This window comes from Pseudomonas sp. B21_DOA, from assembly GCA_030544685.1.
Taxonomy (GTDB): Bacteria; Pseudomonadota; Gammaproteobacteria; order Pseudomonadales; family Pseudomonadaceae; genus Aquipseudomonas; species Aquipseudomonas fluorescens_AO.
In genome coordinates, this window is record CP086683.1 from 4,672,971 (window position 1) to 4,693,864 (window position 20,894).

General features: G+C 60.9%; 9 protein-coding genes and 4 pseudogenes. 7 read left to right on the forward strand and 6 right to left on the reverse strand.

Annotated features, from left to right (window positions below):
- The first annotated feature begins 313 nt into the window (after window positions 1-313).
- Window positions 314-2,146 (forward strand): annotated as a pseudogene (locus LJU32_21545) (sigma-54-dependent Fis family transcriptional regulator).
- A gap of 122 nt (window positions 2,147-2,268) precedes the next feature.
- On the opposite strand, the gene cysS reads toward LJU32_21545, so the two are convergent.
- Window positions 2,269-3,651: a cysteine--tRNA ligase gene (cysS, locus tag LJU32_21550; protein WKV88100.1), complete on the reverse strand. Its 1,383-nt coding sequence runs from the start codon at window positions 3,649-3,651 to the stop codon at window positions 2,269-2,271.
- A 21-nt stretch (window positions 3,652-3,672) separates the two neighbouring features.
- The gene (locus LJU32_21555; protein WKV88101.1) at window positions 3,673-5,370 is read right to left on the reverse strand and encodes a glutamine--tRNA ligase/YqeY domain fusion protein; all 1,698 of its coding nucleotides are present in this window, start codon (window positions 5,368-5,370) and stop codon (window positions 3,673-3,675) included.
- A 251-nt stretch (window positions 5,371-5,621) separates the two neighbouring features.
- Here LJU32_21555 and LJU32_21560 point away from each other — a divergent pair, with 251 nt between their 5' ends.
- Both LJU32_21560 and lpxH read left to right on the forward strand, forming a co-directional pair.
- On the forward strand, window positions 5,622-6,128 hold the full coding sequence (locus tag LJU32_21560) for a peptidyl-prolyl cis-trans isomerase (GenBank protein ID WKV88102.1): 507 nt from the start codon (window positions 5,622-5,624) through the stop codon (window positions 6,126-6,128).
- Window positions 6,125-6,877, forward strand: a complete 753-nt coding sequence (lpxH, locus tag LJU32_21565; GenBank protein ID WKV88103.1) for a UDP-2,3-diacylglucosamine diphosphatase — start codon at window positions 6,125-6,127, stop codon at window positions 6,875-6,877. The genes LJU32_21560 and lpxH overlap by 4 nt, the downstream gene beginning before the upstream one ends.
- 120 nt (window positions 6,878-6,997) lie before the next feature.
- On the opposite strand, the gene LJU32_21570 is transcribed toward lpxH, so the two are convergent.
- The 4 genes and pseudogenes from LJU32_21570 to LJU32_21585 form a co-directional block, all read right to left on the reverse strand.
- Window positions 6,998-8,527 (reverse strand): DHA2 family efflux MFS transporter permease subunit, encoded by a 1,530-nt coding sequence (locus LJU32_21570; protein WKV88104.1) that lies wholly within the window; start codon window positions 8,525-8,527, stop codon window positions 6,998-7,000.
- A gap of 166 nt (window positions 8,528-8,693) precedes the next feature.
- Window positions 8,694-9,895: pseudogene (locus tag LJU32_21575) on the reverse strand (HlyD family efflux transporter periplasmic adaptor subunit).
- A gap of 15 nt (window positions 9,896-9,910) precedes the next feature.
- On the reverse strand, window positions 9,911-11,380 hold the full coding sequence (locus tag LJU32_21580) for an efflux transporter outer membrane subunit (protein WKV88105.1): 1,470 nt from the start codon (window positions 11,378-11,380) through the stop codon (window positions 9,911-9,913).
- A complete protein-coding gene (locus LJU32_21585; protein ID WKV88106.1) occupies window positions 11,370-11,852 on the reverse strand; it encodes a MarR family transcriptional regulator in 483 nt (160 codons plus the stop codon). The genes LJU32_21580 and LJU32_21585 overlap by 11 nt, the downstream gene beginning before the upstream one ends.
- Before the next feature lie 766 nt (window positions 11,853-12,618).
- Between LJU32_21585 and LJU32_21590 the strand changes: the two genes are divergently transcribed.
- The 4 genes and pseudogenes from LJU32_21590 (at window position 12,619) to LJU32_21605 (ending at window position 20,876) form a co-directional block, all read left to right on the forward strand.
- Window positions 12,619-13,587, forward strand: a complete 969-nt coding sequence (locus LJU32_21590) for a fimbrial protein (GenBank protein ID WKV88107.1) — start codon at window positions 12,619-12,621, stop codon at window positions 13,585-13,587.
- A 55-nt stretch (window positions 13,588-13,642) separates the two neighbouring features.
- Window positions 13,643-16,455, forward strand: a pseudogene (locus tag LJU32_21595) (response regulator).
- The gene (locus LJU32_21600; protein ID WKV88108.1) at window positions 16,442-17,629 is read left to right on the forward strand and encodes an EAL domain-containing response regulator; all 1,188 of its coding nucleotides are present in this window, start codon (window positions 16,442-16,444) and stop codon (window positions 17,627-17,629) included. The pseudogene LJU32_21595 and the gene LJU32_21600 overlap by 14 nt, the downstream one beginning before the upstream one ends.
- An 87-nt stretch (window positions 17,630-17,716) precedes the next feature.
- A pseudogene (locus LJU32_21605) lies at window positions 17,717-20,876 on the forward strand (response regulator).
- Window positions 20,877-20,894: the final 18 nt, after the last annotated feature.

Below are 20,894 nucleotides of genomic sequence, written 5' to 3' on the forward strand. Positions count from 1 at the left end.
TGCTTGATTTGTCTTGAGAAGCAGTGTTTACGGGGGCAAGCGGCGTTCACAGCTGAACACTTTTGAACAGTCGGGGTGATTGACAATGAACAATAGTGAACAACACTCTATGAACGCTTTTTGCCCGAGCTCATCAACGCCGAAGATCAATGTGGGAGCGGGCTTGCTCGCGAATGCGCAGTATCAGTCACCGAATCAGTTGAATGACACACCGCATTCGCGAGCAAGCCCGCTCCCACAGTTGATCTGGGTTGTGTTCAGGATTTGGGTTCATAACAACAATAAAAATCGCTGCATCAGAGGCTGACCTGCCATGGCCGCACCTGCTTCGCCGCTGTCCCACGATGCGATCGTCCAGACCTCCTGGCAACGTTGCCGCGCGTTCGGCCTCGACCACCAGAGCACGCCTGCCTTCGATCAATTGCCCGCCGCCGGCATCGCGCGATTGCTCGACAGCCACCATTCACTGGTGCAGACCACGCATCAGGAAGTCCTGCCCTACTACGAAAACATCCTCAGCAACTCCAACTGCCTGATCATGCTCGCCGACAATCAGGGCCAAGTGCTGACCTCGTGGGGCACACAGCGCTTTATCGAGCCGAATCTGGCCCGGGGCTTTCAGGCCGGGGCGAGCTGGATGGAGCGCAGCAGCGGCACCAATGCAATCGGCACCGCACTGGCCTGTGAGCAGGCGGTGCACATCGAACACGACGAACACTTTCTCAAGGCCAACCGCTTCATGACCGGCTCCGCCGCGCCGATTTTCGACGCCGAGCGCAAGGTCATCGCCGTGCTCGATGTCTCCAGCGACAGCTACCTACCGCCCTCGCACACCTTGGGCATGGTCAAGATGATGAGCCAGACCGTGGAAAACCGGCTGATCCTCAACCTGTTCCATGGCCAGCATTTTCAACTGACCTTCAACACCGGGTTGAACAACCTCGACAGCCAATGGGCCGGGCTGTTGATTTTCGATGAGAGTGGACAGGTGCTGTCGGCCAATCGCCGCGCCGACAATCTGCTCGGTGTGCGTTTGTCGCGCGTCAGCGTTGAAAGCCTGTTCAAGGTGTCGCTGCTGGAGTTGATCAATCAGCCCGAGGGTCTGCCGTTTGCTTTGCAGACCTCCGGGCGCAACCGCTTTCAGTGTTTGTTGAAGCGGCCGAAACAGGCACCGGTGCAGGCGCGGGTGTTTGTCGCCGAGGACCAGCCTGCGCCAGCCAGCGCGATCAGCCTCAATACGCTGCATTTCGGCGACAGTCGCGTGGAAAAAGCCGTGCGCCAGGCGGAGCGTTTGCTGGAAAAAGACATTCCGCTGCTGATCCACGGTGAAACTGGAGTCGGCAAAGAAGTCTTCGTCAAAGCCTTGCACCAGGCCAGCTCTCGACAAAAACAGGCATTCATCGCAGTGAACTGCGCGGCGATCCCCGCTGAACTGGTCGAGTCGGAGTTGTTCGGTTACGAGAAAGGCGCGTTCACTGGGGCCAACCAGAAAGGCAGCATCGGCCTGATCCGCAAGGCCGACAAAGGCACGCTGTTTCTCGATGAGATCGGCGATATGCCTTTGCCGACTCAGGCGCGCTTGTTGCGGGTGTTGCAGGAGCGCTGCGTGCAGCCGGTAGGCAGCAGCGAGTTGTTCCCGGTTGATCTGCGCATTATCTCGGCGACCAACCGTTCGTTGCGCGAGCAAGTGCAATTGGGCCGGTTTAGGAGGATTTGTATTACCGCATTGGTGGCCTGACGCTGGAGCTGCCGCCGTTACGCGAGCGCAGTGACAAGCAGGCGCTGTTCAAACGGTTGTGGGAGCAACATCGCGAGCCGACGCAATGGGCGGGACTGAGCCCTGAGGTGCTGGAGCTGTTTGCAAAGCACCCGTGGCCGGGGAATTTGCGGCAGGTCAGCAGCGTGATGCAGGTGGCGTTGGCCATGGCCGAGGAGCAACCGGTGCGGCCAGAGCATTTGCCGGATGATTTTTTTGTCGATCTGGAGATGGAGCCAGTGGAAACGGCGGCGCCGTTGGGACTGGATTTGAATGATGTTGAAGCGCTGAATCGCGAGTTGAAGGCGGCCGGGGGAATATTTCGCACCTGGCGCGGCGGTTGGGGTGAGCCGGAATACGCTTTACAAGAGGTTGCGGCAGGCTGAATGACAAGTTGTCTGGACGGGCCTCTTCGCGAGCAAGCCCGCTCCCACAGGGCATTTGTATCGTGCATTGAAAATCGATCGTTCCCACGCTCTGCGTGGGAACGATCATCGTAGGGGCTTTGGGCCTCAGTCAGTCAGACGCCAGGTAGTCCCACCCTTGCCATCTTCCAGCACCACACCCATCGCTGTGAGCTGATCACGAATCCGGTCCGACTCGGCCCAGTCCTTCGCAGCCCGTGCCGCCAGACGCGCCGCAATCAGCGCATCGACTTCAGCCGCATCGACCCGCCCTTCAGCGCCGGCCTGCAGGAAGTCATCCGCCTCCAACTGCAACACACCCAGCACGCTCGCCAGTTCTTTCAGACGTGCCGCCAGGCCCGCCGCTGCATCGAGATCGCTCTCGCGCAGGCGGTTGATCTCACGCACCATCTCGAACAGCACGGCGCAGGCTTCAGGGGTGCCGAAGTCGTCGTTCATCACCGTGGTGAAACGCTCGACGAACGCTTCGCCACCGGCCGGCGCCACGCTCGGCAGGCCTTTCAACGCGTGGTAGAAACGCTCCAGTGCGCCCTTGGCGTCCTTGAGGTTGTCTTCCGAATAGTTGATCGCGCTGCGGTAGTGACTCGACACCAGCAGGTAACGCACGACTTCCGGGTGGTACTTGTCGAGCACGTCGCGGATGGTGAAGAAGTTGTTCAACGACTTGGACATCTTCTCGCCATTGATGCGAATCATCCCGCAATGCATCCACGCGTTGGCGTAGGTCTTGCCGGTGGCCGCTTCGCTCTGGGCGATTTCGTTTTCGTGGTGCGGGAACTCCAGATCGCTGCCGCCGCCATGAATGTCGAAGGTCTCGCCGAGGCAGCAGGTCGACATCACCGAGCACTCGATGTGCCAGCCCGGACGCCCGGCGCCCCATGGCGATTCCCAGCTCGGCTCGCCCGGCTTGGCGGCTTTCCACAGGACGAAGTCGAGCGGGTCCTGTTTCGACTCGTCGACTTCGATCCGCGCGCCGATGCGCAGGTCTTCAATCTTCTTGCGCGACAGCTTGCCGTAGCCTATGAATTTGGCGACGCGGTAGTACACGTCGCCATTGCCTGGGGCGTAGGCGTAACCCTTGTCGATCAGTGCCTGGATCATCGCGTGCATGCCAGCGATGTGATCGGTGGCGCGCGGCTCCATGTCCGGCTTCTGGATGTTCAGGCGCGCTTCGTCTTCGTGCATCGCGGCGATCATGCGCTCGGTCAACGCTTCGAACGATTCACCGTTCTCGTTGGCGCGATTGATGATCTTGTCGTCGATGTCGGTGATGTTGCGCACGTAGGTCAGGTCGTAACCGCTGAAGCGCAGCCAGCGCGTCACCAGGTCGAACGCGACCATGCTGCGGCCGTGGCCGAGGTGGCAGTAGTCGTACACGGTCATCCCGCAGACGTACATGCGCACCTTGTTGCCATCCAGCGGCTTGAAGACTTCTTTGCTCTTGGTGAGCGTGTTGTAGATCGTCAGCACGTTAATTTCCTTGACGCTGTCTCACTGGCCCCACGAATCACGCAGGGTCACGGTACGGTTGAATACCGGCTGACCGGGTTTCGAGTCCTTCAGATCCGCGACGAAGTAGCCTTCGCGTTCGAACTGGAAACGGTCTTCCGGCTGTGCATTGCCGAGCGATGGCTCGGCGCGACAACCGGTCAGCACTTGCAGTGAGTCAGGGTTGATGTTGTCGAGGAAACTCGCGCTGTCTTCGGCCTTCTCCGGGTTCGGCGAACGGAACAGGCGATCGTACAGACGCACTTCGCACTCGACGCTGGCGGCGGCCGGCACCCAGTGGATCACGCCTTTGACCTTGCGCCCTTCCGGGTTCTTGCCGAGGGTGTCCGGGTCGTACGAGCAACGCAGTTCGACGATATTGCCGTCGGCGTCCTTGATCGCTTCGTCGGCACGGATCACGTAGCTGCCGCGCAGACGCACTTCACCGGCCGGTTCCAGGCGCTTGTAGCCCTTCGGCGGCTCTTCCATGAAGTCTTCACGGTCGATGTAGATTTCCCGGGCAAACGGCAGCGCGCGCACGCCCATGTCTTCTTTCGGGTGGCGTGGCAGTTCGAGGTTTTCGACCTGGCCTTCCGGGTAGTTGGTAATGACCACTTTCAGCGGACGCAGCACGCACATGGCGCGTGGGGCGCTGTGGTCGAGGTCGTCACGGATGCTGAATTCGAGCATGCCGAAGTCGACCACGCCGTCGGAACGGTTGGTGCCGATCATTTCGCAGAAGTTGCGGATCGATTTCGGCGTGTAGCCACGGCGGCGGAAGCCCGACAGCGTGGACATGCGCGGATCGTCCCAGCCATTGACGTGCTTTTCGTCAACCAGTTGCTTGAGCTTGCGCTTGCTGGTGATCGTGTAGTTCAGGTTCAGGCGGCTGAACTCGTACTGGCGCGGGTTCGCCGGCACCGGCAGGTTCTCCAGGAACCACTCGTACAGCGGACGATGGCTTTCGAACTCGAGGGTGCAGATCGAATGGGTGATGCCTTCGATGGCATCCGACTGACCGTGGGTGAAGTCGTAGTTCGGGTAGATGCACCACTTGTCGCCGGTCTGGTGGTGATGAGCGTGGCGGATGCGATACATGATCGGGTCGCGCAGGTTCATGTTCGGCGAGGCCATGTCGATCTTCGCCCGCAGCACGCGCGCGCCGTCCGGGAATTCACCGGCCTTCATGCGCGCGAACAGGTCGAGGTTTTCCTCAACCGAACGGTCACGGAACGGGCTGTTCTTGCCCGGCTCGGTCAGGCTGCCACGGTATTCCTTGGCCTGCTCCGGGGTCAGGTCGTCAACGTAGGCCTTGCCGGCCTTGATCAGCTCGACCGCCCAGTCGTGCAACTGGTCGAAATACTGCGAGGCGTAGCGCACTTCACCGGACCATTCGAAGCCCAGCCATTTGACGTCGCTTTCGATGGCGTCGATGTATTCCTGATCTTCCTTGGCCGGGTTGGTGTCGTCGAAACGCAGGTGCGTGACGCCGCCGAACTCCTGGGCCAGGCCGAAGTTGACGCAGATCGACTTGGCGTGGCCGATGTGCAGGTAGCCGTTGGGCTCCGGCGGGAAGCGAGTCACGATCTGGGTGTGCTTGCCCGAGTCCAGGTCTGCCTGGATGATCGGCCGCAGGAAGTTGACCGGCACGGCAGGGCCGGACTTGGCATTCGAGGTAGGGTCGACAGTGGGCTTGCTCATAGGATCCTTGACGTACAGGTGCGCGGCCGCAAAGAGGGGCCAGACAAAACAAAGCCGCTATCATAGCCGATGCTGTCAAGGGCCTGACAGAGCACCCCCGATAAAGGCATGCATTTAATCGCAGGGATTTGAAAAACCGCCTCGAAATTCGCGCCTGTCACGCTAAACTGCGCACCTTGGCCGAAGCAGGCTGAACCGGTTGTGGTGCTCAATGTCCCAGAACCACGAATTCCCTATGAAGAGTAATGACCATGACTCAAGTCAAACTGACCACCAACCATGGCGACATCGTCATCGAACTGAACGCTGAAAAGGCGCCGATCACCGTTGCCAACTTCATCGAGTACGTCAACGCCGGTCACTACACCAACACCGTGTTCCACCGCGTCATCGGTAACTTCATGATCCAGGGCGGCGGTTTCGAGCCTGGCATGAAAGAAAAGAAAGACAAGCGTCCAAGCATCCAGAACGAAGCGGACAACGGTCTTTCCAACGACAAATACACCGTCGCCATGGCGCGCACCATGGAGCCGCATTCGGCTTCGGCACAGTTCTTCATCAACGTCGCCGACAACACCTTCCTCAACCACAGCGGCAAGAACGTGCAGGGTTGGGGCTACGCGGTATTCGGTAAAGTGACCGCCGGTACCGACGTTGTCGACAAGATCAAAGGCGTGTCGACCACTTCCAAGGCCGGCCACCAGGACGTACCCGCTGACGACGTGATCATCGAGAAAGCCGAGATCATCGCAGCGTGATATTGCTGATTTCAGACTTGCATCTGGAAGAGGAGCGCCCGGACATTACCCGGGCGTTTCTGGATTTGCTCGCCGGACGCGCCCGCTCGGCGAGTGCGTTGTACATCCTCGGCGACTTCTTCGAGGCATGGATTGGCGACGACGCCATGACGCCCTTTCAGCGTTCCATCTGCCAGGCCCTGCGCGATTTGAGCGACAGCGGTACGGCCATCTTTCTGATGCACGGCAATCGCGACTTCATGCTCGGCAAGGCTTTCTGCAAAGAGGCCGGCTGCACGCTGTTGAAGGATCCGAGTGTCGTGCAGTTCTACGGCGAGCCGGTGCTGCTGATGCACGGCGACAGCCTGTGCACCCGCGACGTTGGCTACATGAAGCTGCGCCGCTATCTGCGCAACCCGGTCACCCTGTTCATCCTCCGTCACCTGCCGCTGAGCAGCCGCCACAAACTGGCGCGCAAGCTTCGCAGCGAGAGCCGTGCGCAAACGCGGATGAAGGCCAATGACATCGTTGATGTCACCCCGGAAGAGATACCACGGGTGATGCAGGAATTCGCCGTGAAAACCCTGATCCACGGCCATACCCATCGCCCGGCGATTCACAAGTTGCAGCTGGGTGAACAAGCGGCGAAGCGGATTGTGCTCGGGGATTGGGATCGCCAGGGTTGGGCGTTGCAGGTCGATGAGAGCGGGTATGCCTTGGCGCCGTTCGACTTCGCCCCGCCACCCGCCCTGCCCGCCCCGAGCGCCTAAGGATCACTGCTATCCCTGTGGGAGCGGGCTTGCCCGCGATGAGGCCATCACATTCAACATCTCTGTTGACTGAAAATCCGCCATCGCGGGCAAGCCCGCTCCCACAGGTTATGTGTTGCCTCAATGTCCGGACGCGGCTGGCCCGGCCTTCGCGGCAAACGGCGGCTTAGCCAGCCACACAATCAGAATCAACCCCATGAACCCCCAGCCCAGCAACGTGAAGTAATCCACGGTGGAGAGCATGTACGCCTGGCTGGTCAGAATCTGATCCATCTGCGCATACGCCGACTGACTCGCCCCACCCAACTGATTCAAGGTCTCGCGGGTGGCAGGCTCAAACGTGCTGATGCTTTCGCTCATATACGCATGATGCTGATCGGCCCGGCGAATCCAGATCCACGTGGTCAGCGAGGCCGCGAAGCTGCCGCCCAGTGTCCGCAGGAAAGTCGCCAGACCGGCGCCGTCGGCAATCTGGCTTGGCGGCAAGTCCGACATCAGAATGCTCAGGGTCGGCATGAAGAACAGCGCCACGCCGATGCCCATGAACAACTGCACCAGCGCGATGTGCTGGAAGTCGACCTCATTGGTGAACTCGGCACGCATGAAGCAGCTCAGGCCGATCGCCAGAAACGCAATGCCGGCGAGCAGTCGCAGATCGAACTTGTGCGCATACTTGCCGACAAATGGCGACAGCAGCACCGGCAGAATCCCGATCGGCGCCACGGCAAGTCCCGCCCAGGTCGCGGTGTAGCCCATTTGCGTCTGCAACCACTGCGGCAGGATCAGGTTGATGCCGAAGAAGCCGGCGTAACCCAAGACCAGCACCAGCGTGCCGATGCGGAAGTTGCGATAGGCGAACAGGCGCAGGTTGACCACCGGATGGCGGTCAGTCATTTCCCAGATCACGAATACCGCCAGCGCGACCACGGATATCGCGGCGCCGACAATGATGAAGTTCGATTCGAACCAGTCCAGGTCATTGCCCTTGTCGAGGATCACCTGCAATGCGCCGACGCCAATGATCAGCGTGATCAGGCCAACGTAATCCATCGGCTGGCGACTGGTGACCACCGGCCGTTTCGCCAGTTGCGAACGGACCACCATCACCGCAAAAATGCCGATCGGCACGTTGATAAAGAAGATCCACGGCCAGCTGTAACTGTCGGTGATCCAGCCGCCGAGAATCGGCCCGGCGATGGGCGCAACCACCGTGACCATCGCCAGCAGCGCCAGGGCCATCCCGCGTTTCGCCGGCGGATAGACCGCGATCAGCAGGGTCTGCGTCATCGGGTACAGCGGTCCGGCCACCAGGCCTTGCAGCACACGAAAGCCGATCAGCTCAGGCATCGACGTCGAGATACCGCAGAGAAACGACGCCAGCACAAACAGCATCGTTGCCCACAGAAACAGTTTCACCTCGCCGAAGCGGCGGCTCAGCCAACCGGTCAGCGGCAACGCAATCGCATTGCTCACGGCGAACGAAGTGATCACCCAGGTGCCCTGCTCCGAACTCACCCCGAGGTTGCCGGAGATCGTCGGCAGCGCCACGTTGGCGATGGTCGTGTCGAGCACTTGCATGAACGTCGCCAGCGACAGGCCGATGGTGCTGAGCAACAGGCTGGGCGGCGTGAAAGAAGCGTTATTGCTCATGGTGGATCCTATGAAACCGGGTTGGCGCTGCGTACCGATGAACACCGCAACTCCTGTGGGAGCGAGCTTGCTCGCGAAGGCGGTGTAACAGACAAATCAACTGTGATTGACACTCCGCTTTCGCGAGCAAGCTCGCTCCCACAAGAGGAAGTGTCAAAATCTCGGATCAGCGCTGCGCGGTCTTGCCCGCAGCGGCGCTGTTGTCGTGGATCAGTTGGGCAATCATCGCGTCCGCTTCGGCCAGTTGGCGCTCGTAGACGTTGGTGCTGAACGAGGCCTTTGTGGCGGTTGCTGGGCCAGCACCGGGCCGCTTTGGTCGTGCAGATTGACCTCGACATTGGTCGACAGACCGACACGCAGCGGGTGCCTGGCCAGTTCTTCGGCATTGATGTGGATGCGCACCGGGACGCGCTGAACGATCTTGATCCAGTTACCGGTGGCGTTCTGCGCCGGCAGCAGAGCAAACGCGCTACCGGTACCGGCGCCGAGGCTGTCGACGGTGCCGCTGTATTTCACGTCGCTGCCATAAATATCGGCCTCGATATCCACTGGCTGACCGATGCGCATGTCACGCAGTTGGGTTTCCTTGAAGTTGGCGTCGATCCACAACTGATCCAGCGGAATCACCGCCATCAACGCGGTGCCCGGCTGCACACGCTGGCCGAGTTGCACGGTGCGCTTGGCGACGTAACCGGTGACCGGCGCGATCAAGGTGCTGCGCGCATTGGTCAGGTACGCCTGACGCAGATCGGCAGCCGCCGACATCACGTCCGGATGCGACGAGACCACAGTGTCGTCGACCAGTGCGCTGGTGGTTTTCAGTTGCTGTTTAGCGTTGGCCAAGGCGTTCTGCGCCGAGGTCAGGTCGTCGCGGGCGTGGGACAGTTCTTCCTGGGAAATCGCCCCGCCCTGCGCCAGATTCTTGCGTCGGTTGTAGTTGTCCTGCGCCTTCTGCACTTCGGCCTGTTGCGCATTGACCTGGGCTTTCATGCCGTCGACGTTGCTATACAAACCGCGCACCTGACGTACGGTGCGCGCCAGTTTGGCCTTGGCACTTTGCAGGCCGACTTCGGCGTCGTTGGGGTCGAAATTGACCAGCACCTGGCCTTCGTGGACCAGATCACCGTCGTCGGCACCGATGCTGACCACGGTGCCGGTGACCAGCGGGGTGATCTCTACGACGTTGCCATTGACGTAAGCATCGTCGGTGCTTTCGTTAAAGCGCCCGATAAATTCGTGATAGGCCCACACGCCGGCTATGGCGAGCAGGACGACCACGGCGAGGGCCAACAGCATCACCTTGCGTTTGCGCGGGTTGCCGGTGTCCGGGGTGTTGTCTTGAGCTTGGGTGTTTTCGGCAGTGGCCATGACAAATACCTTGAATTATGGGTGCGACGAGGCGGGGCTGGCGTTGGCTGCGTTCAGGTTTTCACCCTGAAAGCCGCCGCCCAGCGCTTGCATCAGTTGAATCGACAGGTCGATCTGCTCAGCATTGAGGGTCGCCAGCTGACGCTGGGCCTGGAGCAATTGCTGCTCGATGCTGAGCACGTCCAGGTAGTTGCCGATGCCGGAACCGTAACGCTGAACGACGGTGTTGTAAGAATCCTGAGCGATGTCGGTGGCGTGTTGCTGCGCACCGATCTGCCGGCCGATATCGCGCAGCTGATTGATGGTGTCGCCGACATCGCCGAGGGCTTTGACCAGACTCTTGTTGTACTGCGCCACCGCCAGATCGTAATCGGCGTCGCGGGCATCGAGGTTGGCGCGCAGGCGGCCGCCATCGAAGATCGGCACGGAAATGGTCGGGGCAATGTTGAAGAAGCGACTGGCCGAGCCGAACATCGCATCACCCAACAACGACTCGGCGCCGGCCGAAGCCGACAGGTTGAGGTTGGGATAGAAGCGGGTTTTCGCCGCATCGATGTCTTTGCTCGCCGCTTCGACGCGCCAGCGCGCCGCGACCAGATCCGGGCGGCGCCCGAGCAGTTCCGCCGGCAATACCGACGGCACTGCCACGGCGCTGGCCTGCAGGACTTTCGGTCGGGCGATCTCGTTGCCGCGATCCGGGCCTTTGCCGAGCAATACCGCCAAGGCGATTTTCGCGCTGTTCAAGCGTTTTTCCGCGTCGATCAGGCTCGCTTGAGAACTGGCTTCCAGACTCTGGGTTTGCTGGAACTGGTACTGGCTGTCGATCCCCGAACTCAAGCGGCGCTGGCTGAGATCAAGCATTTGCCGGGTGCGCTTGAGGTCTTCGCTGGCGAGGTCATAAACGATGTGCGCCTGACCGAGATCGCTGTAGGCGCGAGCGACGTCAGCGGCGAGTGTCAGCTGCGCGGCCTGACGGTCGACTTCAGCAGCACGGGCCTCGCCGAGTGCAGCTTCCCAGGCATCGCGCTGGCCGCCCCACAAGTCGAAGTTGTAATTGAAGCCGGCGCTGACATTGCGCACCGTCGCATAGGCACCGCCCTGCCCGCGCGGATCCTGGTCGCGTGCCAGACGCGAACGGCTGATGCCGGCGCTGGCGTCGAGGGTCGGATAACGCTCGGCATCGGCGGCATACGCGGCGGCACTGGCCTGATGGGCGCGGGCTGCGGCGATCTGCATGTCCGGGCTGTCGTGCAGGGCTTCGCGGATCAGGCCGTCGAGCTGCGGATCGCCGAGGCCGCTCCACCAATCGCTTTTCGGCCACGCCGCCGGTGACAGCGTGACGCCGTCGAGAGACTGCGCTGTCTGCAGTTGCGCCGCGTCGAGGCGCTGGCCTTCAGTGTCGAGGCCGCTGTAATTGGCGCAACCGGCGAGGATCATCGCCGACAACAGCAGCGTCAGACTGCTGCGCAAGGTCTTAGCGCTCATTGTGTTCACCTAAACGCTGGAGGGTGATCGGGTCACCGGCAGCCAGCAGGATTTTCTTGAGGATGTATTCCAGGTTTTTCAATTCCTCGCGGGAGATCGCGCCGGCCAGCTCATTCATCGCATCGGCACCGATCTGCGGCAGGCGATCGGTCAGTTGCTGGCCCTGTTCGGTCAGTTTCAGTTGCACCTGCCGGCGGTCGTCTTCGCTGCGTTGGCGAATCAGAAAAGCCTTCTGCTCGAGGCGATCGAGCATGCGCGTCATCGACCCGCTATCGAGCGACAGATGCCGGCACAGCTCGGCCGGGGTGTCGACGCCGAACTGGGCCATGATGATCAACACCTTGAACTGCGCGGCGGTGATGCCGTGGGGTTCCATGTGGGTATCGATGATCCGGTCCTTGAGCAGCGCGGCACGACCGAGCAACAAGCCTAGGTGGCAATGTTTGAATTCTTCCGGGGTGAAATGCTTCATGGTTCGACCTGATAACTGCCTAGGCAGTGAATGTATGTCGAGATGTTACTGCTTAGGCAGCGAATGTCAACGCAATAGTTAGGGGCTTGGTAATTAGTTGACCAGTGGGCTGGGTTTTATTGCGTGGGCAACCGCACTCGCGAGCAGGCTCGCTCCCACATAGAACGCATCGGTGCAGGAAAAACACATGCAGTGTGGGAGCGGGCTTGCTCGCGAAGGCGTCGTCTCATTCACCACCAATGGTGCGGCTGATGGCCTCATCGCTAGCAGGCTCGCTCCCACAGGGAACGCATTGGTTCAGGAAAAACACATGCAGTGTGGGAGCGGGCTTGCTCGCGAAGGCGCCCTTTCATTCACCATCGATGGTGCGGCTGACGGCCTCATCGCGAGCAGGCTCACTCCTACAGGAAACGCATTGGTTCAGGAAAAACACATGCAGTGTGGGAGCGGGCTTGCTCGCGAAGGCGCCCTTTCATTCACCATCGATGGTGCGGCTGACGGCCTCATCGCGAGCAGGCTAACTCCTACAGGAAACGCATTTGCGCAGGGAAAACACAGGCATTGTGGGAGCGGGCTTGCTCGCGAAGGCGTCGTCTCATTCACCACCAATGGTGCGGCTGATGGCCTCATCGCGAGCAGGCTCGCTCCCACAGGGCACGCATTGCAAGTGGGGAGCGTCTGCGTCTTCTAGGAATCGCCTGATATTCAGGCTTGAGTGCCGTGGCTAACGTACGCCGCTCATCCGCCGACACGAAAAGCCCTCTTCATGAAGCGTTTCCAAATCCAGCGCTCGCTCCTGTTCTGTACCGCAGTCACCCTGCTTGCCTGCGCTTCGAATGCCATGGCTGGCAGCTGCGTGGCAGTCGATTCGAAACTCGACACCCTCAACTTTGGCGCCAGCCTGGCCAGTTCGACTCTGAACATTGCTGCCGACACACCCAATGGCACCGTGGTTTATCAGGACACCGTGCAGTCGGTCGGGCACATCTGGAGCTGCTCGAAGACGTCCATGTTCGGCTTTCTGATGAATCCGAAACTGGGCACCGCCAGCGGTACGGAAACTCTTTTTCCGTTAGGCAAAAGCGGGTTGTCCTACCGCATCTGGTTCACTGCACTGGACCGCTACCAATCAGCGCCGCAGGCCATTGCACCCAACACCAGCTATGGTTTCGGTGCAAATTCGGTGCGCCTGGAAATCGTCAAGACCGGCGCGCTGGCACCGAAAGTCAACATCGATGCAGGGTATCTGGGCAGCCTGCAGGACGATGATCTGATCCTGAAAAAACTCAACCTGATGAACCCTATCGTACTGAACGCCGCCTCCTGCGAGACACCTTCCGTGCCGGTGGCGATGGGCGACGATTATCAACTTCATGAATTTCGCGAAGCCGGCGCCAAGCCGCGCACGGTGCGCTTCGATATTGCCCTGAACCAATGCCAGACCGGCATCAAGAAAGTCACCTATTCGCTCAAGGCCAACACACAGGTGATCGATGCGACCAAGGGCATAGTCGCACTGAATGCCGGCTCCACCGCCAAAGGCATCGGCCTGCAAGTGATGAATGAAGCGGGCCAGCCAATCGCTTTCGACACGACCTACCCGTTCGATGCTTTCACCACCACCGGGCTCAATTTCAAGATCCCGTTGTCAGCCGCCTATTACCGCCTGGGCAATGAAGAGCTCAGCGCCGGCAGCGCCAATACCGAAGTGACCTTCATCGTCAATTACCTGTGAAGTCTTTAAGAATCGTCTGATTTTCGTCCTGCCCGGGCGCCCCTACTGTGCCGGCATGCGATTGAAGAACTACCTCCATCAGATCAGCCCGGTGCTGTCCACGCCCCACGCTGCGCGACGCTTGTTGCGCATTTTCGCGTGGGTATTGCTGGTGGGCATCCTCGGCGGCGTGTACAGCTTTCTGCTGTTCACCTTCAATAACGAGATTTCTCAGCGGCGCAGCTACATGAGCAGCGCCATTGCCGAGGCGCACACCTTTTTCACCACCCGCGAGGCGCTACTGGAAAGCCTGAGTTTGTCGGCGACCCGGCAGACAGCGTTAAGCGCGCCGCTGTCTGAAGAGGAAATTCGCCTGTTGCTCGGACAGCCCTCGGGCAAGCAATGGAGTATCTGGCTGACCGAGCGCATGCGCGACTATCTGCAAGCACGCAAACTGAATCTGCTCTACGTCAGTAGCGGCGCCGAGGCGCAGGTATGGCGCCTGTACAACACAACATCCATGGCCGGCAATTTTCCGCGTGCGATGCTTGATCGCCTGGAAACCCTCAAGCGTGACAACACCAGCGCCCTCAAGGAAATCTGGCTGACCCACAACGCGCAAGGGCACTCGCAGCTGTACATCTTTATTCGTCTGGATGATCGCGACCTCGATTCCGGCTGGCTCGGTCTGGAGATGGACGACCGTGAAGTCTCCAACGCATTGAGCGACCACAGCGCCGGCGAGTTCACCATGTTCAACTCGCAAGGCATGCCGCTCTTCAGCAACAGTCACAAGCCGCCACCGGGGCAGGATCTGCCGCTGCTGCGCCAGCAGGATTTCTTCGGCTTCGTCGGCGACGGCTGGCTGCCCGAGCAATTGGTGTTGCGCAAACAGCTGAAATCGTCGGACTGGCAGTTGACCTATTCCATCGACTTGCTGGCCGTGCTGTGGGCATTGTGGCCACAGATGCTTGGCGCGCTGGTGTTCTGCGTGGCCAGTATCAGCCTGGTGTGGCTGTTGATCCGGCGCCTTGAACATCGCTTCATCATGCCGACCCTGCAACGCATTCAGGCCTTGGTCGAAAGTGAGCTGTTCAGCCGCGACGTGATCCAGACCGCGCCAGTGGCGCTCTGCGTGTTACGCCGCAGCGACGCTCGAGTGGTGCTGGAAAACACGCTGGCGCAGCAATGGCTGGGCGCCTGCAGCGAACAACTCGGCCCCGGCTGGATCCGCGCAGCATTTGCAGAAAACGCGCCGTGCCTGACCGACTATTTCGAAACCGCCGACGGCCGCCACCTGTACCTGAGCTGCGCGCCGACCCGTTACAAGGGCGAGGACGTATTGCTTTGCGCTTTCAGCGACATCAGCGCGCGCCGGCAGATCGAAGCGGCGCTGGAGCAGGCGCGCCAGTCGGCCGATGCCGCCAACGAAGCGAAAACCCTGTTTCTGGCGACCATGAGCCACGAAATTCGCACGCCGCTGTATGGCGTACTCGGCACACTGGAGTTGCTCGCCCGCACCCGGCTCGACGCCCAGCAGAAAGGTTACTTGCGAGCGATCGAAGGCTCATCGGCGACCCTGCTGCAATTGATCTGCGACGTGCTCGATGTGTCGAAAATCGAGGCCGGGCAACTGGCGCTGGAACTCAGTGATTTTTCCGTCGTAGCGCTCGCGCAAGAAGCCGTTCAGGGCTACGCGGCAGCGGCACAGAGCAAGGGCTTGCAGCTGTACGCCTGCTTTGACCCGCAACTGCCCGACAGCTTGATCGGCGATGTCAGTCGTCTACGGCAGATTCTTAATAACCTGTTGAGCAACGCGGTCAAATTCACCGATTCCGGACGCGTGGTATTGCGAGTCAAAGTGCTGACACGCGAAGGCGAACGCGTTTGCCTGCAATGGCAGGTCTCGGACACCGGGCGCGGGATCGCCCACGCGGATCAAGCCTGTATCTTCGAACCGTTCTACCAGACCCAAGGCAACAGCCATGAGGTGGCGGGCACCGGCCTGGGCCTGCCGATTTGCCTGCGCCTGACCCATCTGATGAATGGCACCCTGCGCATGGTCAGCGAGCCGGGGCTGGGCAGCAGTTTTCCCTGACCTTGCCGCTGGAACAGCGCTCGGGTAATGCGCAGCCTGAAGGCAAGCCGAAGCTCGCGGCCGATACCGTTTACGTGGTGTCGCCGGTGCGCGAGCTGGCCGAAAGCCTCGCTGGCTGGCTGCGTCGCTGGGGCGCTCTGCCTCATATCGGCGCACCGGCCAGGCACGACGGTGGCGACGATGGCGTGTTGCTTGAGTTGTGGCCTGCGCCGATGGAGCAGCGCAGCGAACTGCACTGGTCAGGGCCGCGTATCCTGGCGAGCGGCGATGGCGCGTGGGAGTCGCTGAGCAAAGGCGACGGCTGGCTCGTCAACCTGAACGATCTGGCCGCGATCCGCCAGGCCGTGCGCCAAGCGCAGGGCGGCACCGTCATCGACCATCAGTGCCCCGCGCAACCCCAGGCGCTGGCGCCGTTACACCTGCACATCCTCGTGGCCGAAGACAATGCGATCAACCAACTGATCCTGCGCGACCAATTGCAGGAACTGGGCTGCACCGTGGCGCTCGCCAGCGATGGTGAAGAAGCCCTGTCGCTGTGGCAGGACGACAGCTTCGATGTCGTGCTGACTGACGTGAACATGCCGCGCCTCAACGGTTATGAGCTGGCCAAGGCCTTGCGGCGCCTGGGCTGCACCACGCCGATCATCGGCGCCACCGCCAACGCCCTGCGCGGCGAAGAGGCGTTGTGCCTGGCCGCCGGGATGAATCATTGCCTGATCAAACCTTTCACGTTGCGAGCCTTGTCGACCTTACTGGCTCCCTACCAACGAGTCGCCGATGAAGTCCTCTAGCCTGCTGATAGTCGAAGATCACCCGTTCCAACATCTGTACTTGCAGAACCTGTTCAACGAACTGGGTGTGTTCGATCTGGAATTTGCCCGGGACGGCGAAGAAGCCTTGTGCCGTCTGAAGAACCGCGAGTTCGATCTGGTACTCACCGATCTGCTGATGCCGGGCATGGACGGCGTGCAGTTCATTCAGGGCCTCGCCACGCAGAAATCGCGCCCGGCCCTGGCGATCATGAGCGCCGCCTCGCGGCGCATGCTGATGGGCGCGAGCCTGGTGGCGAGCAACCTGCAAGTGAAAGTCATCGGGCTGATTTCCAAACCGGTCAACAGCGCGGCATTGCGCTGCCTGATCGAACAGTTGCGGGCATTGCGTCAGGACGCGCCTGTTGCCGCGCATGCCGGTATCGATCGACAGAGTATTGTGCGCGCGCTGGACAACGGTGAGTTGCAAGCATGGTTTCAACCCAAAAAGGCACTGGACAATGGCCGCATCGTTGCCGCCGAAGCACTGGTGCGCTGGGTGCATCCCGAACACGGCACATTGTTGCCGGGGCTGTTTCTACCGGCGCTGATCGCCCACGACCTTGAAGAGCATCTGCTCTGGCGCATGCTCGAACAGTCCATCAACGCCCAAGCCATATGGCGCCAGCAAGGCTATGACATTCCGGTGTCGATCAACCTGCCCACGCACTTGCTCAACAGCCACGACCTGCCCGATCGCATCCTCGCGTTTGTCCTGCGACATGATGGCCTGCCAGCGCGGATCTGTTTCGAGCTGATGGAATGCTCGGTGCCCGATGACATCAGCAATTTCTACGCCGGGGCCTGCCGCTTGCGGATCAAGGGCTTCGGCTTGTCCCAGGATGATTTCGGCAAAGGCTACAGCTCTTACATGAACCTGGTGTCGGCGCCTTTTACCGAACTGAAAATCGACCGCGCACTGGTTCAGGGTTGCAACCGCAACGCCGAACTGGCGCAAGCGCTGACCAGTATTGTCACGCTGGGTCGACAACTGGGCCTGACGGTAGTGGCCGAAGGCGTGGAAACCGCGCAAGAACTTGCTCTGTTGCGTAAGATCGACTGCACTCAGGTTCAGGGTTTCCTGATTTCCCACGCGGTGTCTTCGGAGCAGTTCCAGCAGTTGCTCAGCCACGACGGCCCGGCAAATGTCTGGTGACCCGCACAACGCAGTGGACGATCACCACTTGCCATCGAGGCCATCCATGTTCACTCGCGTAATCACTTTCACTGACCGGGCGTGTTGATGCCGCATCCCAATGCCTTGCTGGAAAAACTCGCCAGCAGCTCGCTGCGCCTGAACAAGGGTTTGCTGATCCTCGGCGCGCTGGTTTTGCTGTTGCTGGGCATCAGCTATCTCGGCGTCCAGCGCATGGTCGAGGAGCAGCGCGATACGATGCAGTTCCACTTCGCCCGACTGATGGAAAACATTCGCGAGCAGGAAGCGTTTCTCGGCGATATCTCACGGGCCAGCGACAAGGGCGAGTACTTTCCGGAAACCGTGGCGCCGCCGGTGATGCAAAAGCGTTTGCCCGAGGAAGGGCCGAACATCTATGAGGGCCGTGGCCTGCCGTTCTCGCTGCCGTTCAGCGTCAAGATCGATCCCGAGCGAATCGCCCCCAGCCAATACCCCAAAGTGTTTGCGCTTGGCAGCTATCTGGCGGCGTATTACAGCGCTTTCTGGGCGGCCTCGCATTACCAGTCGCCGCAGGTGATCCTGCTCAATGGGCCGGACAATTTCGATATCGCCGTGCCCGCTGCCGGCCGCTTGCGCGGTGCCGGGCAGACGCAGATCAGTACCTTCGTCGAGATCATGACCCAGAAGAATCTGCAGCGGCGCGCGCAGACTTCGGCGCAAGTGCACTGGGTGCCCTATCCGTTCGCTGCGGACGACAACGTTACCCCGAGCCTGCTCGCTTATGTGCGGATCAACCTGAGCAAACCGACGCTGGCCATCGAAGGGGCGAATTCCTGGATAGTGCTCGGTTCGCTGCTGAAGCTGTCACAGGTCAACAACATCGAGCGTTTGATGGAGTGGTCGATCTATGACGACTTCACCCTGATCACGCCCAGCGGCACGGTGCTGATCGGCGAGCTCAAGCCTGATCAGGTGCTCGATGAAGGCGCGAACCTGACCCCGACGGTCTGGTGTTCAAGCTGAGCAGCCCCGGCGAACAGCACTGGACGGCGATCTATGTGATCAGTGTGCAGAGCTTTCTCGATTACGCGCTATGGCCATTGCTGTGCCTGTTGGGCCTGGTTCTGGCACTGCTCGCCTGCGGCCGCGCGCTGAATCGCTGGTACGCGCAACGGGTAATTCTGCCCGCCCGGATTGCCCACGCCAGCATCGCCGAAAGTGAAGCGTTCAGCCGTGCGCTCATCGATACCGCACCCACTGGTCTATGCGTGATCAGCCGTCGTGATCATCAGGTCTTGCTGGAAAACCAGCGCGCCCAGCAATGGCACGACACCGAGGAATTGATCAGCCTGCTCGAACAACAAGGCACGACTGGCCATGGCCACGCGGAACTTGAGATCGACCATCGGCATTTGCACGTGGCCTTCATCGCCACCCGCTATCAGGGCCAGGACGCGTGGCTGTGTGCGCTGCACGATGTCACCCGCCATGTCGAAGATGCAGCGGCACTGGAAATCGCCCGTCAGGCCGCCGATTCGGCCAATCAGGCCAAGAGCCGCTTTCTGGCGACCATGAGTCATGAAATCCGCACGCCGTTGTATGGCGTGCTCGGCACCCTGGAACTGCTCGGCCTGACCGATCTCGCGCCGCGTCAGCAGGCCTATCTGGAAACCATTCAGCGCTCGTCGGCCAGCCTGTTCAAACTGATCAGCGACGTGCTGGATGTGTCGAAGATCGAGGCCGGGCAGATGAACCTCGAGCGTCAGCCGTTCTGCCCGCTGGAGCTGACCGAAGATGTGGTGCGCAGCTACGGCGCGTTTGCCCGTGGCAAAGGCTTGCAATTGTATGCCTGCATCGATGCGACGTTGCCGGACCAACTGTTTGGCGATGCGCAGCGCATCCGCCAGATCCTCAATAATCTGCTGAGCAACGCGATCAAGTTCACCGATAACGGCCGTGTGGTCGTACGCGTTCAGGTGCTGCAAAACACTGACGGCCGCGCCGAGGTGCAGTGGCAGGTCAGCGATTCCGGCGTGGGCATTTCCCAGGCGCAGCAAGAGCAATTGTTCGACCCTTTCTATCAGGTCAACGAGGCCGACAGTCATGCTGGGGCGGGTCTCGGTCTGGCCATTTGCAAGTGGCTGTGCGAGTTGATGCATGGCGACCTCAACGTGGTCAGCGAACCTGGGCTCGGTAGCCGCTTCAACTTGCAACTGGCGCTGGATCGGGCGCCGGGCAGCCTCGCCGATTGCCCATCGTTCGAGGCCGGCAGTGCCGCCGTTTATGTGCGCGCCCCGGTCGCCGAACTGGCGCAGCATTTGCTCGGCTGGCTGCACCGCTTCGGTCTGGATTGCCGTCTGGTGACGCATGAGTTGCCGCCGTCCTCGGCGCTGCTGGTGGACCTTGCGCCGCTGGCCAACGCCACGGTTTTCGATGGCCCGCGAATCGCCGCAATACCGGGCGGCCCCAACCCGGCGCAAATCAGCGGCAGCGACTGGCAGGTCGATGCCGACGATGTCCGCGCGATTGGCTGGGCGATTGCGCTGGCCCGACACGACGCCCATCAGCGCCGCGCTCCTCGCCTCAGGAAAAGACCCGAGCGCTGAATCTGCGCGTGCTGGTGGCCGAGGACAACATGATCAACGCAGCGGTCATCAAGGAACAACTGGAGGCGCTGGGCTGCTCGGTGATCGTCGCCGCCAATGGCGAACAGGCCCTGGCGCAATGGGCACCGGGGCGCTTCGATCTGCTGCTGACCGACGTCAACATGCCGGTCATGAACGGCTACCAATTGACTTCAGCGCTGCGCGAACAGGGTGCGATGCTGCCAATCATCGGCGTCACCGCCAACGCCCTGCGCGAAGAAGGCGAACGCTGCGCCGCCGTGGGCATGAACGCGTGGCTGGTCAAACCGCTGAACCTGGCGACACTGCGCGCGCATTTGCAAAGCCACTGCCAGACCGTCTTCGCGCCGCTCGCAGACCCCTTGCCGACGTTGTCGCCGAAGATGCGCGAGTTGTTTGTCTCGACGCTGCGCAAAGACATTCAAACAACGCTCGGCGCGCTGGAAGCAGCCGACGCCAACCGTGTCGCGCAGCAATTGCACAGCATGGCCGGGGCGCTGGGCGCGGTGCAGGTCGAGGCGCTGGCCCACGCGTTCGTTGAACTCGAATGCCGCCTGACCGGCATGGCCATGACCGCACCGCTGGCCGTCGAAGTGCGCCGACAACTGGCGCGGCTGACTGACCTGCTCGACGCCCTTGAATAATTTCACTCTGGATAAAGC